We start from the raw sequence: 22,441 nt of genomic DNA on the forward strand, positions 1-22,441 counted from the left end.
GAACCCCGTTGACCTAAGCCCCGTCACGCAGGGAATGAGAGCGCAGGATTACCGAGAGGCAAACCGACGCCATAATCTCCTGCCCTCCGGGATTCCGCAGGGGGGCGAAAAACTCGGCCAACGGGGCGGATCCGAAACGGGCGGCTCGACCTCCGCGTCCGTCCGGCTGGCCTGCTCCCAAATACAACAATACTCGGCCCGATCCCGTTGGCGCCTCCCAACGCGAAATTGTTTCAACGCACTGCCCGTTTTAACAAAAAGGTCTCGCTCACGTCCGATTGTGAAGCCGCATAAGCTGGGGACTCAAAGGCCTCATAACCTTCCGCCTGAATACGAAACTTATGAGCCTGCCCGAACCAATGTGTTTCCCAAGTGAACTGTCCGAGCGAATGCGTCTGCGATGTTTTTTCGTCCCACCACACATCACTATCATCATAGGCGCGGCCCGGAGATACTTTGAAACTCGCAACCGGCTTCTTGGTGTCGGCATCGAGCACCTTGGCGCGCATCCGCAAACCAGGCTTGATCTCGATCAGCTGTTCTTCGGCCTTCGGACTGAGCGGCAGACCGCTTAGAAATTTGCCCCCTTGGCACGCACCGAAAACAAATGTCACCGGCTCTTCCGGCGCGCCTTTCCAAGTGAACCGACCGTCCGCATCCGTCTGCGTGGAGAAGGCCAGCGTGCGCACCTTTTTCCAGGTATCGACACCCACGTTCATGCCTGCGCACGGCGCACCGCTCTCATCTACAACCCGTCCCCGAATGACGCCGCCAGTGTGTAACCGAACTTTGAGCGGCTCGGTCAAAGGCAAGGATAGCTCCAATGTTTGCGGCTGATGAGTTAAGGATTCGACGGTGAGCGTGAACGGACCCGGTGGAAGATTTTTTAACGAGAAACCTCCGTCCGCATCGCTTTTTCCCTCAGGCGGGTTCGAGCCATGAATATCACGCCCCACCACAAGGCGGGCATTCCTCACAGGCAGGCCATTCACGTCGCTCAAAGTCCCGTTGAGCGACTCTCCACGCTTTAACGTATAAGCCCACGACCTGTCTTTCAGAACCGAATACTCCAATCCGGTGCCTCTGCGAAAATCCTCGTAGCCATAGGCCGTCGATGCCTGAAATCCCGAGGCATGGATACGGAACCCGAGCCCGCTCAAGTCCGCCGGAAAATCATCCAGTTGCCAGAAACCCTTCGCATCTGTGACCGCTTTTATTTCCCACAATGCGAAGCGATCCTCGAAGACACCCGAAGCCCCATTGCGTCCGGTTCTCCACACACGCACCTCCGCATTGCTCACTGGCCTGCCTTCCTCGTCGATGACTTTTCCGCCGATGGGCGATCCGGGCCATAGCTTCGCGAGGTAAGCCTCCGGGATTTGTAAAGCGTCTCCCTGTTTCTGCCATCTCACCGACTGTCTCGCGAACCCGGGGATGGCCGCCGTTACTCCCAAGTAAGTGATTTCCTCGTCAGGCAATGGTATCGCAAGCTGCCCCTTGGCATCGGCGCGAAGCTCGACAGGCGCATTACGATTGATGGTCACAGTCGCGACCACCGAAGCCACCGGGCGAAGCGGCTTGGTCGCATCGGTGTAGCTGATGACGAGCCGAGGATGCCGAATCGGTTTCCCCTCTTTTGCGATGTATTCCGAGCCAGGCCGCTTGGGCATCTCTGTGATCCCCGCAGGCAATGCATTCAACACGTCCAACTGAGTGACTTTGATATCGGAAGTGGTCTTCGCCTTTTCGTTAGCATGGGTCCGCTGATATGCTAGCGCATACCGTGCACCCGAAGACGTCCGGCCAATCTCTCCCGCCTCCCACCGACTCGGATAGTTGGGCGTGCGACTTGGCCGAGCAAACTCGTAGAAAACCAACATATCGTCTTCGGCCGGGTCCACGATGAACGTTTGCTGCTGGTAGACCTCTCCGTCTTCACGATTAAGCTTCTGTCGGATTTGAAGCGCCGGTCTACCCCGCCAGATCACCGGCTCAATGCTATGATTGGATTCATGGGTAAACAGACTCCCCGTTCCCAACATTACCCGGGCGATTTGAAGCAAATCCGTTGACTCCTGCAGTCCCAGATAAAATTGCAAGCCCTCCGGCGAACGTGGACGAAAAGCATCAAAATCGTAATCATCATACGACAGATAACTCTTTCCATCGTTGATGGCCGTGCTGTCGTTGATTGCGAACGGAGACGCGCCGTCAATCCACACCAACACCCGTGGTCGATACTCCACCCGGTGAATACCCGTCCACTGGTCCACCCAGGCCTCCATTTTTGTCGGTTGCGGGCTGATGCGAATCTGCCCCGCTTCTTCACGACGCGTCGATTCCTCCAGCTTGAAGTGGAGAAACCGCAATGCGCCCAGCCGCCTCAGCGTATTGTCCCTCACCCTCTCGAGTTGCTTCCGCTCCCAATCGGACAACTTCACGATCTTGTGCGGCTTGACCGCGGCCACGCGGTCATTCGCCGCCTGCACCACGTAAAAGGAAGCGGTTGCCAGCGAAACAAGTCCCAGAGCGACCACCACGCCGACACCGAGCCGCCCAATCCGACCACGCCAGGGATTAGCATGTAACAAAGATCGGATACGTTTTTCCAAAGACCGGTAACCCACCATCGGAACACCGACTGCCGGGACCGCCTGCCCACCCGCGGCGATTTCCACCAGCGTGGCGGCATAGTTCTCGCCTTCGGGCCGATGCAGCAAAACAGCATCGTCGGCCGCGCCTTCGGCCTCGGCATTCATCTGCCTAGCCGACCACGCGACCAATGGCTGCCACCAGAACACGCAGGCGCCCAGACGTCCGATCAACTGCCAGAATTGATCACCTCGCCGCCAATGAGCGAGTTCGTGCAAAAAAATCTCCTCGCAGCGCTGTGCCGTCCAGCCCTGAGCCGTTTCCGGAAGATAGACACCCGGATATACCCACCCGGCCATCAAGGGGGAATGCAGACCGCGCACAATCCACACCCGCGGACGACGCCGAAGTTTCAGCAGCGTGGCGGCCGTTTCGGCCTTCTGCTGAAAGGCTGCACCCGCGACTCGGGCATTCTTTCGCAACGTCCAAAAACCGACGCCCATGCGAGTGAATGCAATCAAACCAAAACACCCTGCAACCGCCCACCAGCCAAACACCAGCCGATCTTCCAGTTGCCGCCACGGCGTAGGGCGAAAATCCTCCATGCTCACATTGTGAAAACTCGAATGATGCCAAGGCGGCACAACCGTTCCCGCGGGGAGATCCTCAGATGCTTTTGCTTCGCGACGAGCCTTCATCTCTTCCTGCGAATACACCAGATGCAACGCGTTCGCCTGCCTCGCAAAATCCTGAGAACTTTCCTCAGACAGCGAATGCCTCCAGGCAACGCGCAACCGGCCCGTCAGCGCCGCGCCAAAATCGAACAACGGCAGCGCCAGACATCCTGCGAGAACCGCCCGCCACACCCAGCAGCGAGCTGCGGCTGAACGCTTGCGAAGCATCACCGCGCCCAGACCGCCCAGCGCCACGATCGCCAGGCTCTTCACCGCGCAAAGCAGGAATGTAGCGATAACCGGATAATAAACCTGAAAAAGGACAAACTTGGAGAGAAGCGCGTTCATTCGATGCGTGCCTCCTTGATGAGCTTCATCAGCGTGTCCGCCTCTTCCTGCGAAAGCTTCAGGTTTTTCTGGCCGAGCAGTGCGCATGCCGCCTCGCCCGCCGAATTATCAAAGAAATTTCGCACGAAAGCACGCAACGCCCCCGTCCGTGCGGTTGCCGGTGCCATACTCGGCGCATACCAATCGCGCCCGTCCGCCGACTCTTTTCGGACCAGACCCTTGTTCACCAAAATGCGCAGGATCGAACGCACCGCGGAATATGTGGGTGCATCCGTCAATGCGCCCTCGATATCGCGCGCCGTCGCCCTCTGCAGACGGACGATGATCTCCATCACCTGCCTCTCACGCTTGCTCAAATCGCCGGACAAAGGATCAGAACTCATATTGGGTGTTGAAATATCAACACCCAAGACATGTCAACAGCCATGCTGAAATTTCAGCATGCAATAAAACAAAAGCCGCGCACCGTTTCGGGTGCGCGGCTTCTTTTTCCCTAACTTGTAACATCCCGCGCTGGGTCGTAATCAGCGTGGGAAAGTGGTTTTCCAATCCGGTGTCTCGCGATGGCGGCGAAGGGAGCGAAGGGTTCGGAAAAGGTTCGGACCTTGCTTCCGTTCCTTCGCGTCCTTCGCTCCCTTCGCGAGACCCTCCCGGAAGCGGGCGCGCACGAGGCGCGCCCCTACGGTCGGAAAGGCACGCCGCGAGCGGCGGCCCTACACGATTAGCGCAGGAAGGCTTCGTGGAGGCCGCCGTCGACGGTCACGATTTGGCCCGTGGTTTTGCTGAGGCGCTTCGTCACGAGGAGGAAGTAGGCTTCGGCTTGGTCGGCAGGGGTGATCGGGCTCTTGGTCAGCGTGCGGTCGGCGTAGAACTGGGCCAGCTTCGTCACGAGGCTGTCCGTCGCTTCGTCGTCCGTGTAGGGGATCGCGTATTTCGCCAGCGACCCGATCACGCGGTCGCGGGGGAACATGGCGGATCCTTGCACGACGGTCGCGGGGGCGACGCCGTTGACGCGGACGAGCGGGCTGAGTTCGATCGAGAGTTCGCGCACGAGGTGGTTGGCGGCGGCTTTCGAGGTGTCGTAGGCGAGCGAGCCTTTTTTCGCGACGGCCGCGTTGGCCGACGTGGTGAGGACCAAGTTGCCGCGGAGGCCTTGTTCTTTCCAGGTCTTGAACGCTTCGTCGGCGACCAAGTAGCTGCCGGTGACGTTGATGTTGAAGGTGAGCGCCCACTTGTCGTCGGGGATGTGGCCGGTGGTGTCGCTGGGCACGAAGATGCCGGCGGTCACGCAGATGCTGTCGAAGCCGCCGTAGGCGAGCGCGACTTTGTCGAGCATCGCGCGGATGCTGGCGCGGTCGGTGATGTTGGCGGCGAGTCCGATGGCGGGGCCGCAGTTGGACACGCCCGTGCCGGCGACGCCGATGCCGACGCCGTATTTGGCTTCGATCTCCTTGGCGGTGGCCTGGGCGGCGGCTTCGTTGAGGTCAACGCACACGATGTGGGCGCCTTCCTTCACGAGGCGGTGGGCGGTTTCCTTGCCGATGCCGGAGCCGGCGCCGATGACGATGATGGTCTGGCGGGCGAGTTCTTTCTCGGCGGGCATGCGCTGGAGTTTCGCCTCTTCGAGGAGCCAGTATTCGATGTCGAAGGCTTCTTGCTGCGGGAGGGAGATGTAGGTGTCGATCGCTTCGGCTCCGCGCATGACTTCGACGGCGCAGTTGTAGAACTCGGCGGTGACGCGGGATTCGGATTTGTCCTTGCCCCAGGCGATCAGGCCGAGGCCGGGGATGAGGACGACGGTCGGGTTGGCATCGCGGATGGCGGGCGAGTTGGCGCGTTTGCAGGCGGCGTAGTAGGCGGCGTAGTCCTTGCGGTATTGGTCGAGGCCGGCGGCGAGCTGGGTCTTGAGCTTGGCGGCGTCGTCGGTCTGCGGATTCCAGTCGATGTAGAGGGGCTTGATCTTGGTGCGCAGGAAGTGGTCGGGGCAGCTGGTGCCGAGTTCGGCGAGGCGGGCGGCGTCGGCGGAGTTGACGAAGCGGAGGATCTTCTCGTCGTCCTGCACGGTGCCGATGAAGCGTTTCTGCTGGGAGACCTGGCCGCGGAGCCAAGGGAGGATGGCGGCGAAGGCGGTGGCGCGGGCTTCGGGGGCGAGGGAGGCGTATTTGGGTCCACCGAAGGCTTTGGCGTCGCCACCTTTGGCGGCGTATCTTTGCTCGATGTAGGCGGCGGCTTTTTCGATGAGGTCGAGGGTGCGGGTGTAGCAGACCTTCTCGTTGTCATCCCAGGAGATGAAGCCGTGCTGGCCCATCATGATGGCTTTGACGGCGGGTTGCTTGCGGGCGACTTCCTGCATGGCGAGGCCGAGCTCGAAGCCGGGGCGCATCCAGGGGACGTAGGCCATGTCGCCACCGAAGATTTCCTGGGTGAGTTTCTCGCAGTTCTTGGAGGCGGCGATGGCGATGATCGCGTTGGGGTGCATGTGATCGACATGCTTGCCGGGCAGGAAGGAGTGCAGCGGCGTGTCGATCGAGGAGGCGCGGGGGTTGAGGTTGAACGTGGTGTGGAAATACATGTTCACCATCGCGTCCTCGGCCTCGGACTTGATGCCTTTGTTGGCCTTGGCGGCATAGACCTGCTGGAGGCCGATGAGCTTGTCCTGGTAGAGGGAGGAGAAGTTGTCGCGGTTGCTGGTGCGGAGGTCGCCGCCAGAGCCTTTGACCCAGAGGACTTCGGTGGATTCGCCGGTGAGCGGGTCGTTTTCCTTCAGCTTGGAAGAGGTGTTGCCGCCGCCGGTGTTGGTGATGCGTTGGTCGCTGCCGAGGAGGTTGGAGCGGTAAACGAGGCGGCCGACGGGATCGAGGGACGCGGCCTTGGCGTCGTCCCAGAGGAAGTTGACGAATTTGTAGGAGGACATGGGGGGATTAAAAAGAGGTTACAGCCCACATTTGGTAGATTTTGATAGATTTCGACCAAAATCTACCAAACGAGCTCAATTCCACCGCTGGCAGACCAATCCAGTTTGTAACTTATTAAGTTACAAACTGGATTTTAACATTGATAACCAATAGCTTGTAATTCAAAAAGACCTCCTTGACCCCGCGTAGTTTTAAGCATGCGGGCTCGAGGATGGGCGCTGTTGCAAATGAGCACCTGACACCCGTGCGAAGAGCAGCGCAGAGCGCTCAGGTCTTCCGGATGCGGGAGTCGCGGGCGACTTTTTTGGTCTTCGGGTAGTCCGCGATTTCGTGGAGTCCGCGGCTTTCTTTGCGCTGCAAGGCGCAGGCCACGATCAGCTCGGCGACCTGCGTGAGGTTGCGCAATTCGAGCAGCCGGGAATCCACCGAGAAATTCCAATAGTAGTCCTGAATCTCGCGCGTGAGTGTCGCGATGCGCGTGCGGGCGCGCTCGAGGCGGCGCGTCGTGCGCATGATGCTCACGTAGTCCCACATCGTGCGGCGCAACTCATCCCAGTTGTGTGCGACGACCACGCGTTCATCGATGTCGCCACCGCCGAGATCAACCCACTTGGGGATTTTCATCGCGGGAAGACGGCGGGCTTTTTTCAGATAAGCATCGACCGAGATCGATCCGCGATGCGCCATGACGACGGCCTCAAGGAGTGAGTTGGAGGCGAGGCGGTTCGCGCCATGCAAGCCGGTGCAGGCGACTTCGCCGCAGGCATAAAGACCCGGCAGCGCGGTCTCGGCGGAGAGGTTGGTGGCAACGCCGCCGCAGGTGTAGTGCGCGGCGGGCACCACGGGAATCATGTCCTTGGCGATGTTGATCCCGAGGTTTTTGCAGGTCTGGTAAATCTGCGGGAACCGCGTGCGCAGGAAGGCTTCGTTGCGGTGAGTGATGTCGAGCCACACGTGGGGCGCGCCGCTCTTTTTCATCTCGGCGTCGATGGCGCGGGCCACGATGTCGCGTGGTGCGAGGTCGGCCATCGGGTGGTAATCCTTCATGAACCCGTCGCCGGCGGCATTGCGCAAAATGGCGCCTTCGCCACGCACAGCTTCGCTGATCAGAAAACGTTTTCCGGTGATCGAGTAGAGCGCGGTCGGATGGAACTGGATGAACTCCATGTTGCGCACTTCGACGCCGGCGCGATACGCCATCGCTATGCCGTCACCGGTGGCGATGTCGGGATTCGTCGTATAGAGATACGCCTGCCCCGCCCCGCCCGTGGACAACATCACAACGGGTGCCTGGAACGTGACCACGCGGCCGTCGCGCACATCGAGCGCATAGACGCCGAGCACGCGATCAGACCCGCGCGAACGCGGTCCGGCGACCTTGCGGCGCGTGATCACGTCAATCGCGAACATGTGTTCAAACATCGCGATGCGCGGCTCGCGCGAGAGGGCTTTGATGAGCGCGGCTTCGATGGCCTTGCCCGTCATGTCCTTCACGTGAAGCACGCGGCGCTCGGTGTGTCCGCCTTCGCGGCCGAGGTCGTAACCGCCGGCTTGATCGCGCGAAAACTTCAAGCCGAGATCGACCAGCTCCTGCACGCGCGCCGGACCATCGGTGATGATTTCGTGCACGACTTTTTCATCACACAGGCCGTCGCCGGCGATGAGTGTGTCGCTCACGTGTTTTCCAAAATCGTCGGTCTGCCCGGTGACCACCGCGATGCCGCCTTGCGCGTAGTTGGTGTTGGATTCGGCCTGGTTCTTCTTGGTGAGAATCGCGACCGAGTGGCCGAGGCGCGCGACCTTGAGCGCGAAGCTCAGGCCGGCGATGCCGCTGCCGATGACGAGGACGTCGAAAGAAGGGCCCGCGCTCACAGGATTTGGTTGTCGATCAGACGCACCTCATCGACCCACACGGCAATCGTCATGACGTCCTTGCCGGGAACGATTTCGCCTTTGATGGCCACCATGGAGACGAGGTCCACCACCGACACATAAATGATGCGCACGCGGCGTTGCTGGCCGATGAGATGCGTCGCCTCGGCGATCAGGCGGTCCACGCGGCGCTCGCCGGCGGCCACCATGTCGGAGGCCTTGCGGAGCGCGCGGCTGATCACCAACGCCTCGACGCGTTGGGTGTTGGTGAGGTAGCGATTGCGCGAGCTCATCGCGAGTCCGTCGGCTTCGCGCAACGTCGGCGCGACCACGATCTCGACGTCGAAATTAAGATCGATGGCCATCTTGTTGATCACGGCGACCTGCTGCGCGTCCTTCTGGCCGAACACCGCGAAATGCGGGCGCACGATATTGAAAAGTTTCGCGACCACCGTGGTGACTCCGCGGAAATGCGACGGGCGCGAGGCCCCTTCGAGCGGTTTTGCGATGTGCTCTTCCAATACAAACGTCGAGTAACCCTTCGGATACATCTCCTCCACTTCCGGCGCGAACACGTAGTCCACGCCCGCCGCTTCGCATGCGGCGGTGTCGGCCTCAAGCGGGCGAGGGTATTTCGTGTAATCCTCGCTCGGCCCGAACTGGGTGGGATTCACAAAAATCGAAACGACCACGACATCCGCGATATCCGACGCGATTTTAACGAGGCTCAGATGCCCCTCGTGCAACGCGCCCATGGTGGGCACGAGGCCGATGCGCTGACCTTGGACGCGCAGTTGCCCGACCAGCGACTGCATCTCGGAGACCGACTTGATAATTTGCATGAAACGTGGGGACGCGCGGGGTAACGCGAGGCTTGAACAAAGCCCCGCCGCCGCGCTTATTCAAGTTTTTCGCCCGATAAGTCCCTATTTTCAAACGTTCATCACATGATCCGCATCAACGAAAATTACCTCAAGCTGAAGGCTTCCTACCTGTTTTCCGACATCGCCAAGCGCGTGACGGCCTACACCACCGCCAATCCCGACAAGCCGATCATCCGCCTCGGCATCGGCGACGTCACCGAGCCCCTCGCTCCGTCCGTCCTGAAGGCCTTCCACGCCGGCGTCGATGAGATGGCCGCCCGCGCCACCTTCAAGGGCTACGGCCCCGAGCAGGGTTACGCGTTTCTCCGCGAAGCGATTGCGACCCACGACTACATTGCCCGTGGCTGCCCGATCTCGGCCGACGAAATCTTCGTCTCCGACGGCTCGAAGTGCGACTGCGGTAACATCCAGGAAATCTTCGCCACCGAGGGCCTGAAGCTCGCGATCCCCGATCCCGTGTATCCGGTTTACGTCGACACCAACGTCATGGCGGGCCGCACCGGCCCCAACCTCGAGGGCCGCTACTCGGGCGTCACCTACCTCGATTCTACACCTCTCAACGGCTACGTCCCCGCGATCCCCACGGGCGCGAGCGACCTCATCTACCTCTGCTTCCCCAACAACCCGACCGGCGCCGTCGCCACACGCGCGCAGCTCGAAGCCTGGGTCGCCTACGCCAAGGCCAACAAGGCCATCATCCTCTTCGACAGCGCCTACGAGGCCTACATCCGCGATCCGCAGATCCCCCACTCCATCTACGAAATTCCCGGTGCCGACGAAGTCGCCATCGAGTTCCGCAGCTTCTCCAAAACCGCGGGCTTCACCGGCACGCGCTGCGCCTACACCGTCGTTCCCAAGAAGCTCGTCGCCTACGACCTTCTGGGCAACTCCCACCCCGTCCACGCGCTCTGGAACCGTCGCCACACGACCAAGTTCAACGGCGTTTCCTACCCCGTGCAGAAGGCCGCCGCCGCGATCTACACCGAGGAAGGCAAAGCCGAGGTGAAGGCGATGACCGACTTCTATCTCGAAAACGCCGCGCTCATCCGCAAAGCCGTGGTCGATCTCGGCTTCACCTGCATCGGCGGCGACAACGCCCCCTACATCTGGGTCAATACCGGCACCGATTCGTGGCAGTTCTTCGACAAGCTTCTCAACGAAGCCCAGGTCGTCTGCACCCCCGGCGCCGGCTTCGGCAAATGCGGCGAAGGCCACGTGCGCATCAGCGCCTTCAACAGCCGCGCCAACGTCGAGACCGCCCTCGCCCGCATCGCGAAGGCCCTCGGCAAGTAAGCGTGTTCCCCGGCCTGCGCCTCATCGCGCAGGCCGCCCGCAAAAAAGCCCCGGCATTTCCGCCGGGGCTTTTTTTATTTCGCCGGCAACGCGGCGACTACTTCCGCCGTCAGGGCGGCCACGCTTTCGCTGAGAGCCGAGGCGAGGGCGCTGAAGTTTTTGCCGTCCCACTCCGTCTCGGGCGCGGTGAAGACTTTGCGCAGGATGATCGCGCCCGCCGGTTTCGCTTCGGTCACCTCGACCAGCGCGGAGAAACTCGCGAACGACTTGCCGTCCTGGCGCTCGCCTTCGCAGCGGAACACGCGGATCGACACGTCGTAATCGCGCTCCACTTCAAACGAGAAGGGCTGCGCATACACGCGCGACACCTTGTCGGCGCGCGCCAGGCGGCCGGCCACCGTGCGGCCGATGCTCGTCGTGAGCGGTTCGGCCCAGCGGGCGAAACTCTGGTAGGCGATTTCGTTGCCGCCTTCGCGCACGACCATGTCCTTGCCGTTCAAATACGGGGCGATCTCGATGCGTTTCAGCCCCAGCACCAGCTCACCCGTTTTGGCGGGACGCTCGACTTCCGACGGCGTGCCGGTGAGCACATAATAACGCGTCGGATCACTCGCCGGCGCCGGCACGAGCGAACAGCCGGCCAGACTCAGCACGACGGAGGACAGGACCACGCATGACAGAAGACGGACGGCGGATATGCGGCGGAGGCGGGAGGTAAAGTTCATCGGGCGTGGCAAAGGAATCACTTGGCGGGAGGAGGAGTCGGCTGCTTGCGACCCGTGATGAGGGCGCTCGGATTGCGTTCGAGATAATCGGCCAGTTCGCGCACGGCCGAGGCGGCTTCGCCGAGCCGGATGAGCGCCTGCGAGGCGTCGTCGCCGAGGCTTTGCTGGGCGTTGATAAATTTCTGCGCGGTGGCGACCGTGCTGTTAAACGTCGTGATCGTCGCGCGGATTTCGGTCAGGGTCTGCGTCATCGCTTCGCCCTTCGGTCCGTTCTGCGCGTAGTCGGCGAGGATGGCATCGAGCTTGCCGGATGCGGCGCCAAGGTTGACCAGCGTTTGTTTGACCTCGGGGGACTCGGCGAGTCCGCGCATGGAGGCACCGGCCTTGGTCCACTCGGCAATCAGGCCGTCGGTGTCCAATCCGTTGATTTTTTTGCGCGTGTCGGCGACGAGCCCCTGCACTTCGCGGGAGAGTGCCGCCAGGTCCACGCCTTTGATGTTGGTGAGGATTTCATCGAGGCTGCGCAGCAACTCGGCGCTCTTCGAAGGGACGGCGGGCATCTCGACGTATTTGGAAACCAAGTCGGGGCGCGGCGTCGCCGGATAATTCACGGGGTCGAGAAAATCGATTTCCACATAGAGCAGACCGGTCGCGTAGCCGATGACGCCGAGCTGGGCGCGCATGCCACGATCCACCAGTTGCTGCAGTTTACCGTCCTCGGTGACGTCGATCATGCCGCCCTTGCCGTCGGCGATGAGGTTGCGGTTCAGCTCGCAGGAGACCGCCACGAGCGACCCGCCGGTGGCCGGCTCGTAACGCAGGCCGATATCGACGACGCGGCCCACGCGCACACCGCGCAGCTTGACCGGCGAACCGAGATCAAGGCCGTGAACCGACTCGTCGAAATACACGACGAACCGCTCGGGCTTGGAAAAAAAGTTGATGCCGCCGAACGAAAACAAGGCGACAAGCCCAAGGACAAGCGCGCCCAGGACGAACAAACCGACGACGGCGGGACTGACTTTGGTCTTCACAGGAAAAGAGAGTTAGGCGGGAGCGGGTTCAAGGGGAAGGCTGCTTTTGCACGAGGGCGGCGGCTTTCGCATCTTCGCCGCGGCCGAGGAATTCACGCACGCGCGCGTCCTTGCCTTCTTTGACGAGCACGCGCGGGTCGCCATCGGCGATGATTCCCTTGGTCTGCTTGTCGAGCATGATGACGCGATCGGCGATGGCGAAGATCGAAGCGAGTTCGTGCGAAACCACCACGCACGTCATGCCGAGCAGATCGCGCAGGTTGACGATCAACTCATCGAGATTGCGCGAGCTGATCGGATCGAGGCCGGCCGAGGGTTCGTCAAAGAAGACAATCGCCGGATCCAGCGCGAGCGCCCGGGCAAGGCCGGCGCGTTTCTTCATACCGCCGCTGATCTCGGACGGATAATAGCTGTCGTAACCGGAGAGGCCGACTTGCGCGAGTTTCATGCAGGCGAGTTCGGCGCGCTCCGCGGCGTCGAGCGGCGTGTATTCCTCGAGCGGCAGCATCACGTTTTCCAGCAGGTTGAGGGAGCTCCACAACGCGCCGCCCTGATAGAGCACGCCGATGCGTTGCAGCATCTCGCGCTGACGGTCGCCAGAGGCTTCGTTGTAGCACTCGCCGAAAAATTTCACCGAGCCCGCCAGCGGCGGATTCAGCCCGATGAGATGGCGGAGCAGCGTGCTCTTGCCGCAACCGGAGCCGCCGATGATGAAGAAAATCTCCCCGCGCTTAACCTGGAAGTTCAGGTTCTTCAGCAACGCCACGCCGTCGTAGCCGCAATCCAAGCCGGCGACATCGAGTGCGGGTGAATCGGCGTTGGCAGCGGATGCGGAAACCGGGGCAGGCGTGGAGTTGTCGGTGTTCATACGCGCGGGATCACCAGCCAAAGATGTTGAATATCACGGCGAACAACGCGTCCGAAACGATAATCAGAAGCAGGCCCATCACCACGGCCGAGGTCGTCGCCTTGCCCACACCGGCCGCACTGCGCTCGGCGCGCAAACCGCGATGGCAACCCGCCAGACCCACGAGCACACCGAAGAACGACGCCTTGATGAGGCCCGTCGAGATGTCGGACAAATCAATGGCCGACTGCGTCTCCACCCAGTAAGCCGTCGGCGGGATGTCGAGGAGGCCCAACGACACCGCCATGCCGCCGAGAATGCCCAGGCCGCTCGCGTAGAGCGCGAGGAGCGGCATCATCAAGCCGAGCGCGACGAGGCGCGGCATCACCAGAAAATCCACCGGACGGATACCGAGCGTCTGCAACGCATCGATCTCCTCGCCCGCCTTCATGTTGCCCAGTGTGGCGGCAAACGCCGCGCCGGTGCGACCCGCGAGAATGATCGCCGTCATCATCGCACCCATCTCCCGCACCATGACCAGACCGACCGCGTCGGCCACGTAAATGTCGGCGCCAAACTGCCGCATGAGCACGGCCGATTGATACGCCATGATCAAACCGACCAGCAAACCGATGAGGCTCACGATGGGCAGGGCCATCGCACCGCATTGCTGCATCTCGTCGAGACAGTCGCGCCAGCGGAATTTATGCGGACGCTTGAGGAGACTGACCGCGCTGATCACGCATTCGCCGACGAACGTCGCGATCTCCTTGGTCTTCGCCCACACATCCTCGGCGGCCAGACCCACCACGGTGAGAAAATTATGCGAACGGTCGAAGACCATGCGCGTCTCGTTCACCACCACGAGTTGGCGCAACAGTTTTTGCAGCGCATCAGGCAGGTCGGAGAGATCGCAGTAAACGCCCTTAACGCGGCACCACTGACGCACTTCAAAAACAAACAGCAGCAGCGCACTGTCCCAGTTGCCGAGATTGCCCCAGACGATCTTCACGCGCACCGGCGAGTTGTCGCCGATCAACACCGCCCACGATGGACGCGGCTCGGTGATACGCCACACGCCTTGCAACTCTACCAGCATCCACTCGCCCTCGGTGCGCACTTGCACACGGCTGTCGGGAGTGATCGTGATGGATTCGGACATCGCAAACAGGTTGAGCGGACACGCGGCGCGAAGGAATGCAAATTTTGTATCGTTCGAAGGAAACCTCGCCGCGTAGTCTGGCGGGATGCGTTTCAACACCGTGTTGTTCGACCTTGACGGGACCTTAATGGATCACCTGCCCGCGATCCATCGCTGCTACGCGCACACGTTGCCGCAGCTCGGCCTGCCGGCCCCCACCTATGAACAGGTGAAACGCGCCATCGGTGGCGGACTCGAAAACGCCATGGTAAAGTTTATCCCCGCGGCCCGCCTCGGCGAAGCCCTCGCGATCTACCGCCCGTTCTGGGACGCCAATCTCCTCACGGGCGCCGATCCCATGCCCGGCGCGCTCGCTTTGCTGGAACGCCTTCACGCGCGCGGCATCGTCTGCGCGGTGTTCACCAACAAGCTCGGCACGTCCGCCCGCCAGGTCTGCGCCCACCTCGGCTTCACTCCGCATGTGCTTCAGGTGATTGGCGCCAAGGACACGCCGTGGCTCAAGCCGGCCCCCGAGTTCACCGCCCACGCACTCAAGCTCCTCGACGCCGATCCCGCCACGACGTGCCTCGTCGGCGATTCACCCTGGGACGTGCAAGCCGCGCACAACGCCGGTTTCCCGTGCTTTGCCGTCACCACCGGCACGCACACCGCCGACGAGTTGCGCGCCGCCGGCGCCGATGGGATTTACGAAAACCTCACCGCACTCGGGGCGGCGGAATTCCTCGTCACTTGACGGCAGGTTCTGCGAGCGCGCGATCCACCTCCATGCCGAGGGCGCGCAACGTGAGGTTGATGTCGCTCAGGAAGTAACCGAGCGCCGTCAGCAGGAAACCGATCGCGCCCATAAACAGCGCGAGGATCAAAGGCGCCGCCTCCACGCCCGCCAGCGCGCTCACGAAAATCACCACCACCAGCATGCCCGAGGTGAACATGCCCAGGGTGTTAAACATCACCGCCAGCCGCACGAATTTCGCCCGGCGGTAAAGAATACGCAGCTGCGCCTCAAGGAGCCCGCGCGTGTCGTCCTTGGCCGCGTGCGTCTGCCCCGCAAGAATGCGTGTGCGGTCCACGATGCGCCCAAGCCGGTTGGTCATGGTCAGCATCAGCGAACCCAGACCCGTGATGAGGATCACCGGAGTGATCGCCAGCTGGATCATCGGGAGCAGGGAGTTGGACTCGATCGCCATAGTCCGTCACTCCGCAGCAAATCCGCACGACTGGCAATTCCCCGCGTTTGATTTTTCCAAGGAAGCCGTGTTCATGTTCGCCGCACGTGGCCGTTTCTCCCGCCAATTCCGACAACCTGACCGGCGTTCTAGAACGCATCATTTTCTTCAACGAGGAAAATCATTACACCATCGCGGAGTTTCGTCCAGACTCAGCCGAGGACAAAGCCGCCAAGGTTACCATCACCGGGCCGCTTCCCGGCGTGCAATGCGGCGAGACGCTCCACTTGCGCGGCAGCTGGACCAAACACGCCCAGCACGGCGACCAATTTAAAATCGACTCCTTCCGCTCCGAGCTCCCGTCGAGCGTGTATGGCATCCGCAAATACCTCGGCTCCGGCCTCGTCGAGGGCATCGGCAAAGTTTACGCCAACAAGATCGTCGACGCCTTCGGCACCTCGACTTTCCGCGTGTTGAGCGAGGAATCCGGCAAACTCCACGACGTTCCCGGCATCGGTAAAAAACGCGCCTCCGCCATCAAGAAAGCCTGGGACGACCAGCGCGCCTTCCGCGAGCTCTACATCTTTCTCCAGACTTACGGCGTCACCACCGGCCAGTGCGTGAAGCTCATCAACAAATACGGTGGTGATGCCAAACGCATCCTGATGGAGGAGCCTTACCGCGTCGCCCGCGAAATCGACGGCATCGGCTTCAAGACCGCCGATCGCATCGCCATCAATCTCGGTTACGCCAACGACGCCCCGCCCCGCCTCGACGCCGGTCTGCTTTACGCGATGGAAACCCTCCAGGAGGAAGGCCACACTGCCATCCTCGAGGCCGGCCTCATCGACTACGCCGCCCCGCTCCTCGAAACCGAAGCACGCTACCTCGAAGCCCGCATCAACGCCCTCGTCGAAACCAAACAGCTCGTCCGCCACGCCCCCGCCGGCGTCGCCGCCCCGCTCCCCGGTTCGTCCCTTATCCAGCTGCCCGTCAACGACCGCGCCGAACAAAAAATCGCCGCCACCATCACCCGCCTCGGCAAAACCGGCAGCGGACTCCCCCCGATCAAGACCGATGCCGCCGTCGAATGGGCCGAGCAAAAAGCCGGCTTCACCTTCGCCGACCAGCAGCGCGTCGGCCTCAAAAATGCCCTCGTCTCCAAAATCTCGATACTCACCGGCGGTCCGGGAACGGGTAAAACCACCATCCTCCGCGCCCTCGTCGATATTCTGAAAGCCAAGAAAATCCGCGTGCACCTCGCCGCACCCACCGGCCGCGCCGCGCAACGCCTTGCCGAGACGACCGGCGGCTTCGCGTCCACCATCCACCGCCTCCTCAAATACGATCCGTCCAAAGGCGGTTTTGTTGCCAACGAGCACCAGCCCCTCGCCACCGATTTCCTCATCGTGGACGAGGCCTCGATGCTCGACACGCGCCTCGCCGCCGCCCTTCTGCAAGCCGTCCCGTCCCGCGCCCACCTGCTCCTCGTGGGTGACATCGACCAGCTCCCGTCCGTCGGCGCCGGTAACGTCCTAAAGGACTTGATCGCCACGGAGCACGTCCCCGTCACGCGCCTCAACGTCATCTACCGTCAGAAGGGCCAGAGCCAGATCGTCACCACCGCGCACGCCATCAACGCCGGCGAACCCGGCCTCCCCCCGTCAGTCAACGAGGTCGCCGCCGCCCAGGCCTGGTCCGATCTCACGTTCATCGTCGCCGACTCCGCCGAGGACTGCATCCGCAAAACCATCCAGCTCTGCACCGAGTTCATCCCCGCGCATTATCATTGGTTCAATCCGATCAACGACGTGCAGATCCTCGCCCCGATGCACAAGGGCACCGCCGGCGTGAGCAACTTGAACGTCCAGCTCCAGGCCGCGCTCAACCCGCACAGCAAGGGCCTGCGCGGCCCGCACGGTGAATATCGTCCGCGTGACAAGGTCATCCAGCTGCGCAACAACTACGACAAAAACCTCTTCAACGGCGACATCGGCGTGATCACCGCCATCGACACCGAGACCGGCACCTTGACCGCGAAGTTCGACCACGACGAACACACCTTCGATCGCGGCGAATTCGGCGACCTCGCCCCCGCCTACGCCATCAGCATCCATAAATCCCAGGGCTCCGAATACCCCGTCGTCATCGTGCCGCTGCTCAAAGCGCACTTCATGATGCTCCAGCGCAACCTGCTCTACACCGCGATCACCCGCGGCAAGAAAAAGGTCTTCATCGTCGGCGAACCCGCCGCCTACGGCATGGCCGTCCGCGCCAACGACGCCCGGACCCGCACGACCCACCTGCGCGAAAAAATCACCGGTCCCGCCGCGTAACAAATCGCGTCGCGCCCCATTTCGAGACCATGCCCGCCCGCCACTCCGCGTCATTTTTCCTCGTCCTCATCGACGCCCGTCCGCTCCAGCACGCAGCCTGGTCCGAATTCCACGCCGCCCGCAAACTCGCCGAAAAGGCCGCCCGGGATCTCCACCGTCACGAGGAAACGGATACACTTGCCTACGAGCGCTGGCTGCACGGCACGTTTCCCCAGCTCGTCACCACCCTCCGCGAACTCCACGCCGAGGTTACGCGCAAAGCGCGTGACATGCACCACGCCCAGTTCATGGCCAACGTCACCGGCCGCTCCGTCAAAAAAGTCTGGAAGGAAAACCGCGAAGACGAGGCCGACCCCGCAGCCGACGAACGCGACCACGAACCCGAATCCGAACACGAATCGTCCTCCCACTCCGACTACACGCGCGCTGACGACGATGGGGATGATGATGAGTTCGCCTCGCGACCATCCGCGCCCACGCCTGACAGTCCCGCTGCCCGCGACATCTACCGCCGTCTCGTCCAACACCTGCACCCCGACCGCGGCGGCGAGTGGACACCCGCGCGCGAAAATCTCTGGCACCAAGTCCAGCAAGCCTGGGCCGCGCGCGATGCCGATTGGCTCTCCCGCCTCGAAATCGAATGGGACACCGCCAACGACCAGATCGGCCCCGATTCCTCGTTGAGCCGCTTGCGTCGCGCCATTGCCGAGCTGCACGCCGCCCGCCGCGACACCGAACGCAAACTCCGCAACTACCGCCACTCCCCCGCCTGGCGTTTCACCTTGTCCGAGAAAAAACGCCCCCAACTCCAGCGCCGCCTGAACTCAGAGCTTCAGGAAGACCTCGTCGCCCTCCAGCGCCACCTCGCCTACCTCAACGACACCATCGCCGCCTGGGAATCACCGACTCCCTCCGAGCGCCGCCACCGCGCAAAGTAACCCGCCAGGTTACATTTCTGCGCACACCTCGTTCCGGGAACATCAGCGGTCTCTTGCCTTTCCCTTTAACCCCACCTTCCGTTTCCTCCCCCAATGAACGTTCAAGCCCGCATCTCCAAGGAATGGCGCCGCCGCATGACCATGATGGCCCTCATGCTCAATGGCTCGGCGCTCTGGTTCTGCTACGACGGTTTTATCGCCTGGCCTTCCGAGGAAGCCCGCTACCAGCAGCTTGTCACCCTCACCGCCGGCTCCCTCGCGGTGGACGAAACTCCCACCGATAAAAACCCCGAGGTCGTCCGCGCGTGGACCGCTTACGCCGCCGCCAACAAACTTCCTGAAAAACTCCCAAAGCATCGCAGCGAGGGCGACCTGTCCGGACAACGCACCATCGGTGGCATCCTTCTGGCCATCGGCCTCGGCTTCGTCGGCTGGGTGCTCCTCCAACACCGCAAGAGCGTGCGCGCCGATGGCGACATCATCACCGGTGCCGGCGGTGAAACCGTCCACCTCGACACCATCGTGGACATGGATCGCCGCAAATGGGCCAACAAGGGCATCGCCTACGCCATCTATGAAGTGGACGGCAAACGCCGCCGCCTCTGCCTCGACGACCACAAGTTCATCGGCTGCGAGGCCATCATCCTCGAGGCCGAGCGCCGCATCGCCGCCCGTTCCACACCTCCGGCCACCGATCCCACGGTGGTTTCGTAAACCGCCGGTCTGTCCGTCAGCGACGTCGCGGCGCGTATCATAAACTGGCGGACCAGGGTGCAACTGCCCTTGCACCGTTTCGCGTGTCGTTTCACTTTTTCGCGGACCCTCCGCACTTCGGCCGGGTCACAGTTTCTCCACTCCATGATCACACCTCGCCTGTTTCTGTGCGCCTTGCTGCTGCCGGTTCTTGCCGCCCGCGCCGCCGACACCCCCGCCCCCGTCACTGCTGAAGGCTTCAAGTATGTGAAGACCCTCGGCGGCATCTCCGAATACACGCTCGATGCCAACGGCCTCCAGGTCCTCGTCCTCCCCGATCACTCCGCGCCCGTGGTCACCTTCATGGTCACCTACCGCGTCGGCTCGCGCAACGAGGTCACCGGCACTACTGGCGCGACCCACCTCCTCGAGCACCTAATGTTCAAGGGCACGCCCAACTTTAATCGCGAGAAGGGCAACAGCGTTGATCAACTCCTCGAGCGCGTCGGCGCCGTTTACAACGCCACGACATGGCTCGATCGCACCAACTACTACGCGAATCTCGGCAAGGACCACCTCGATGCCTACGTCGCCATCGAGTCCGACCGCATGCGCAACCTCTGGCTGCGCGACTCCGACCGCAAACCCGAGATGACCGTCGTGCGCAACGAATTCGAGATCGGTGAAAACAATCCCATCCAGGCCCTCGACAAGGAAATATCCGCCGCCGCCTACGTCGCACATCCGTATCACCACTCCACCATCGGCTGGCGCAGCGACATCGAGAATGTGCCCATCGAAAAACTGAAACAGTTCTACGACACCTTCTACTGGCCCGACAACGCCACTGTCACCGTCATCGGTGATGTCGATCCCGCCGCCGCCCTCGCGATCGTCAAAAAACATTACGGCGCCATCCCGAAGTCCCCCTCGCCCATCCCGCAGGTTTACACCGAGGAGCCCGCGCAATCCGGCCCGCGCCGCGTCACCGTCAAACGCGCCGGCCAGCTCGGCGTCGTCGGCATCGCCTACAAAACCCCTGCCGCCCGCCATGCCGACACCCCCGCCCTTCAGGTCCTCGGCTCCATCCTCTCATCGGGTAAAAACAGCCGCCTCTACCGCGCCCTCACCGACAAAAATCTCACCACCGGCGTGAGCGTTGACACGGGCTTTTTCCACGATCCGTCCCTCGCCACGATCTACGCCAGCCTCGCTCCCAGCGCCCAGCACGCCGAGGTCGAAAAAATCGCCCTCGCCGAAGTCGCTACGCTCAAAAAAGACGGCGTCACCCAAGCCGAGGTAGATTCCGCCATCAGCCAGTTGATCGCGTCCTCCGCCTACGCCCGCGACGGCGCGTTCGCCATCGCCAGCAACCTCAACGAATTCATCTCCAGCGGCGACTGGACGCTCTACGTCACCATCGACGAGGCCATTAAGAAGGTCACTGCGGCCGACGTGAAACGCGTAGCCAACGAATACTTCGACGAAGACCAAAGCACCACCGGCTGGTTCATCCCCGTGCTCCCGCCCGAAGCCGCCGCCCAGTAATCACGACGCGCCCTCCCTACCATGAAACGCACTTCTCCGTTCTCCGTCCTCCGTCTTCTGTCCTCAGTCACAGCCGTCCTCTGTCTGCTGGCCTCCGCTCCGCTCGCCCGCGCGGCCATCGCCGACCACGTCGTGCGCAGCACCATCGCCGGAGTCGATGTCGTCGCCTACAAAACCGGCGTGCAGGATGTCGTCACCTTCCGCGGCTCGCTCCCCGCCGGTGATTCGTTTTCACCGGCCGAAAACCTCGCCATCGCCACCCTCACCGGCGGCATGCTGGACAAGGGAACAACCACGCAGGACAAATTCGCCATCGCGCAAAAACTCGACGCCGTCGGCGCCGAACTCACGTTTGCCGTGGACGACACCATGCTCGTATTCAGCGGCAAGTGCCTGAGCAAAGACGTCCCGCTCGTCATCAGCCTGCTCGCCGAACAACTCCGCTCGCCCGCGTTTTCCGAAGAGGAATTCACCAAGCTCAAGAAACAGATCGCCGGCCGTCTCCAGCGCGCGCTCGAACAAACCGGCTACCGCGCCGGCCAGGCCTTCGCCGCCTCGGTGTATCCGCCTGGCCACCCCAACTACGAGCCGTCCACCGACGCCTTTCTCGCCGCGCTCAATACCGCAACCGTGGCGGATCTCCGCGCCTTCCACGCCAAATACTACGGTCCGGCCGAACTCACGCTCGTCGCTGTCGGCGATGTCGACATCGATGCCCTCAAGGCCGACGTCACCAAAGCCTTTGCCGGTTGGTCCGGCGGTGTGAAGCACCCCGACTATCCGCGCATCGCAACCGAAAAGGATTTCGAGCGCGACCAGACCGTGTTCATGGCCGACAAGCCCAACGTGAGCGTGATCCTCGGCCAGGCCAGCGGGCTCCGCTACACGGATCCCGATGCCCTGCCCCTGCGCGTCGCCACGACGATTCTCGGCAGTGGTTTCACCGGTCGCCTCATGGCCACGGTGCGCGATCAGGAAGGCCTCACCTACGGCATCGGCGCACGCATCGGCAACGACACCTTTACCGAAGGCGACTGGCGCATCATCGCCAACTTCGCGCCCGATCTCCTCGAAAAAGGTCTCGCCTCCACCCGCCGCGAATTGAAGTCGTGGTATGAACAGGGCGTGACCTCCGCCGAAGTCGACCGCACCAAGACCAACCTCGCCGGCAGCTTCCAGGTCGGCCTCGCCACGACCGACGGCCTCGCCGGCGCGATCCTCACTACGATCCACCGCGGCTACCCGCTCGGCTGGCTCGACGACTACACCAACAACCTCAACGCCGTGACGCTCGACCAGGTCAACGCCGCCATAAAAAAACACCTGAACCCCGACAACTTCGTCCTCATCAAAGCCGGCTCCGTCCCGACGATCGCGAAGTAATCCTCGTTTCGTCCTCACAAAAAAGGCCGCG

The 22,441-nt window shown here is 62.2% G+C and carries 17 protein-coding genes; 7 read left to right on the forward strand and 10 right to left on the reverse strand.

What is annotated here, in order from left to right; translation table 11 throughout:
* Positions 1-233 precede the first annotated feature (233 nt).
* The 5 genes from FPL22_RS10180 to panC all read right to left on the reverse strand — a co-directional run bounded on the left by FPL22_RS10180 (position 234) and on the right by panC (position 9,243).
* A complete protein-coding gene (locus tag FPL22_RS10180) occupies positions 234-3,614 on the reverse strand; it encodes a M56 family metallopeptidase (RefSeq protein WP_162525254.1) in 3,381 nt (1,126 codons plus the stop codon).
* Positions 3,611-4,024 (reverse strand): BlaI/MecI/CopY family transcriptional regulator, encoded by a 414-nt coding sequence (locus FPL22_RS10185; RefSeq protein ID WP_238991374.1) that lies wholly within the window; start codon positions 4,022-4,024, stop codon positions 3,611-3,613. The genes FPL22_RS10180 and FPL22_RS10185 overlap by 4 nt, the downstream gene beginning before the upstream one ends.
* 311 nt (positions 4,025-4,335) lie before the next feature.
* Positions 4,336-6,528: a bifunctional rhamnulose-1-phosphate aldolase/short-chain dehydrogenase gene (locus FPL22_RS10190; protein ID WP_144230170.1), complete on the reverse strand. Its 2,193-nt coding sequence runs from the start codon at positions 6,526-6,528 to the stop codon at positions 4,336-4,338.
* Positions 6,529-6,796: 268 nt separating this feature from the next.
* Positions 6,797-8,401: an L-aspartate oxidase gene (gene nadB, locus FPL22_RS10195; RefSeq protein WP_144230171.1), complete on the reverse strand. Its 1,605-nt coding sequence runs from the start codon at positions 8,399-8,401 to the stop codon at positions 6,797-6,799.
* On the reverse strand, positions 8,398-9,243 hold the full coding sequence (gene panC, locus FPL22_RS10200; protein WP_144230172.1) for a pantoate--beta-alanine ligase: 846 nt from the start codon (positions 9,241-9,243) through the stop codon (positions 8,398-8,400). The genes nadB and panC overlap by 4 nt, the downstream gene beginning before the upstream one ends.
* Before the next feature lie 105 nt (positions 9,244-9,348).
* Here panC and FPL22_RS10205 point away from each other — a divergent pair, with 105 nt between their 5' ends.
* Positions 9,349-10,578 (forward strand): LL-diaminopimelate aminotransferase, encoded by a 1,230-nt coding sequence (locus tag FPL22_RS10205; protein ID WP_144230173.1) that lies wholly within the window; start codon positions 9,349-9,351, stop codon positions 10,576-10,578.
* Positions 10,579-10,652: 74 nt separating this feature from the next.
* Here FPL22_RS10205 and FPL22_RS10210 read toward each other — a convergent pair whose 3' ends face one another.
* The 4 genes from FPL22_RS10210 to FPL22_RS10225 are packed head-to-tail and all read right to left on the reverse strand — an operon-like array spanning position 10,653 to position 14,346.
* A complete protein-coding gene (locus FPL22_RS10210) occupies positions 10,653-11,303 on the reverse strand; it encodes a PqiC family protein (RefSeq protein WP_144230174.1) in 651 nt (216 codons plus the stop codon).
* A gap of 17 nt (positions 11,304-11,320) precedes the next feature.
* Positions 11,321-12,337, reverse strand: coding sequence for an MlaD family protein (locus FPL22_RS10215; RefSeq protein ID WP_144230175.1), 1,017 nt, complete (start codon positions 12,335-12,337; stop codon positions 11,321-11,323).
* 28 nt (positions 12,338-12,365) lie between these two features.
* On the reverse strand, positions 12,366-13,205 hold the full coding sequence (locus FPL22_RS10220) for an ABC transporter ATP-binding protein (protein WP_144230176.1): 840 nt from the start codon (positions 13,203-13,205) through the stop codon (positions 12,366-12,368).
* 10 nt (positions 13,206-13,215) lie between these two features.
* Positions 13,216-14,346: an MlaE family ABC transporter permease gene (locus FPL22_RS10225; protein ID WP_144230177.1), complete on the reverse strand. Its 1,131-nt coding sequence runs from the start codon at positions 14,344-14,346 to the stop codon at positions 13,216-13,218.
* 85 nt (positions 14,347-14,431) lie between these two features.
* On the opposite strand from FPL22_RS10225, the gene FPL22_RS10230 reads away from it, so the two are divergent.
* Complete coding sequence (locus FPL22_RS10230) at positions 14,432-15,079, forward strand: HAD family hydrolase (protein ID WP_144230178.1); 648 nt, start codon at positions 14,432-14,434, stop codon at positions 15,077-15,079.
* Here FPL22_RS10230 and FPL22_RS10235 read toward each other — a convergent pair.
* Positions 15,072-15,533: a DUF2721 domain-containing protein gene (locus FPL22_RS10235; RefSeq protein ID WP_144230179.1), complete on the reverse strand. Its 462-nt coding sequence runs from the start codon at positions 15,531-15,533 to the stop codon at positions 15,072-15,074. The genes FPL22_RS10230 and FPL22_RS10235 overlap by 8 nt on opposite strands.
* A gap of 86 nt (positions 15,534-15,619) precedes the next feature.
* On the opposite strand from FPL22_RS10235, the gene recD2 reads away from it, so the two are divergent.
* The 5 genes from recD2 to FPL22_RS10260 all read left to right on the forward strand — a co-directional run bounded on the left by recD2 (position 15,620) and on the right by FPL22_RS10260 (position 22,410).
* Positions 15,620-17,848, forward strand: a complete 2,229-nt coding sequence (gene recD2, locus FPL22_RS10240) for an SF1B family DNA helicase RecD2 (protein WP_144230180.1) — start codon at positions 15,620-15,622, stop codon at positions 17,846-17,848.
* A gap of 29 nt (positions 17,849-17,877) precedes the next feature.
* Positions 17,878-18,786, forward strand: a complete 909-nt coding sequence (locus tag FPL22_RS10245) for a hypothetical protein (RefSeq protein WP_144230181.1) — start codon at positions 17,878-17,880, stop codon at positions 18,784-18,786.
* 93 nt (positions 18,787-18,879) lie between these two features.
* A complete protein-coding gene (locus tag FPL22_RS10250; protein ID WP_144230182.1) occupies positions 18,880-19,500 on the forward strand; it encodes a hypothetical protein in 621 nt (206 codons plus the stop codon).
* A 144-nt stretch (positions 19,501-19,644) separates the two neighbouring features.
* Positions 19,645-21,027, forward strand: a complete 1,383-nt coding sequence (locus tag FPL22_RS10255; RefSeq protein ID WP_144230183.1) for a M16 family metallopeptidase — start codon at positions 19,645-19,647, stop codon at positions 21,025-21,027.
* Between the two features lie 21 nt (positions 21,028-21,048).
* Positions 21,049-22,410, forward strand: a complete 1,362-nt coding sequence (locus tag FPL22_RS10260) for a M16 family metallopeptidase (RefSeq protein WP_144230184.1) — start codon at positions 21,049-21,051, stop codon at positions 22,408-22,410.
* Positions 22,411-22,441 lie beyond the last annotated feature (31 nt).

It is taken from the genome of Rariglobus hedericola (assembly GCF_007559335.1).
Classification (GTDB): Bacteria; Verrucomicrobiota; Verrucomicrobiia; order Opitutales; family Opitutaceae; genus Rariglobus; species Rariglobus hedericola.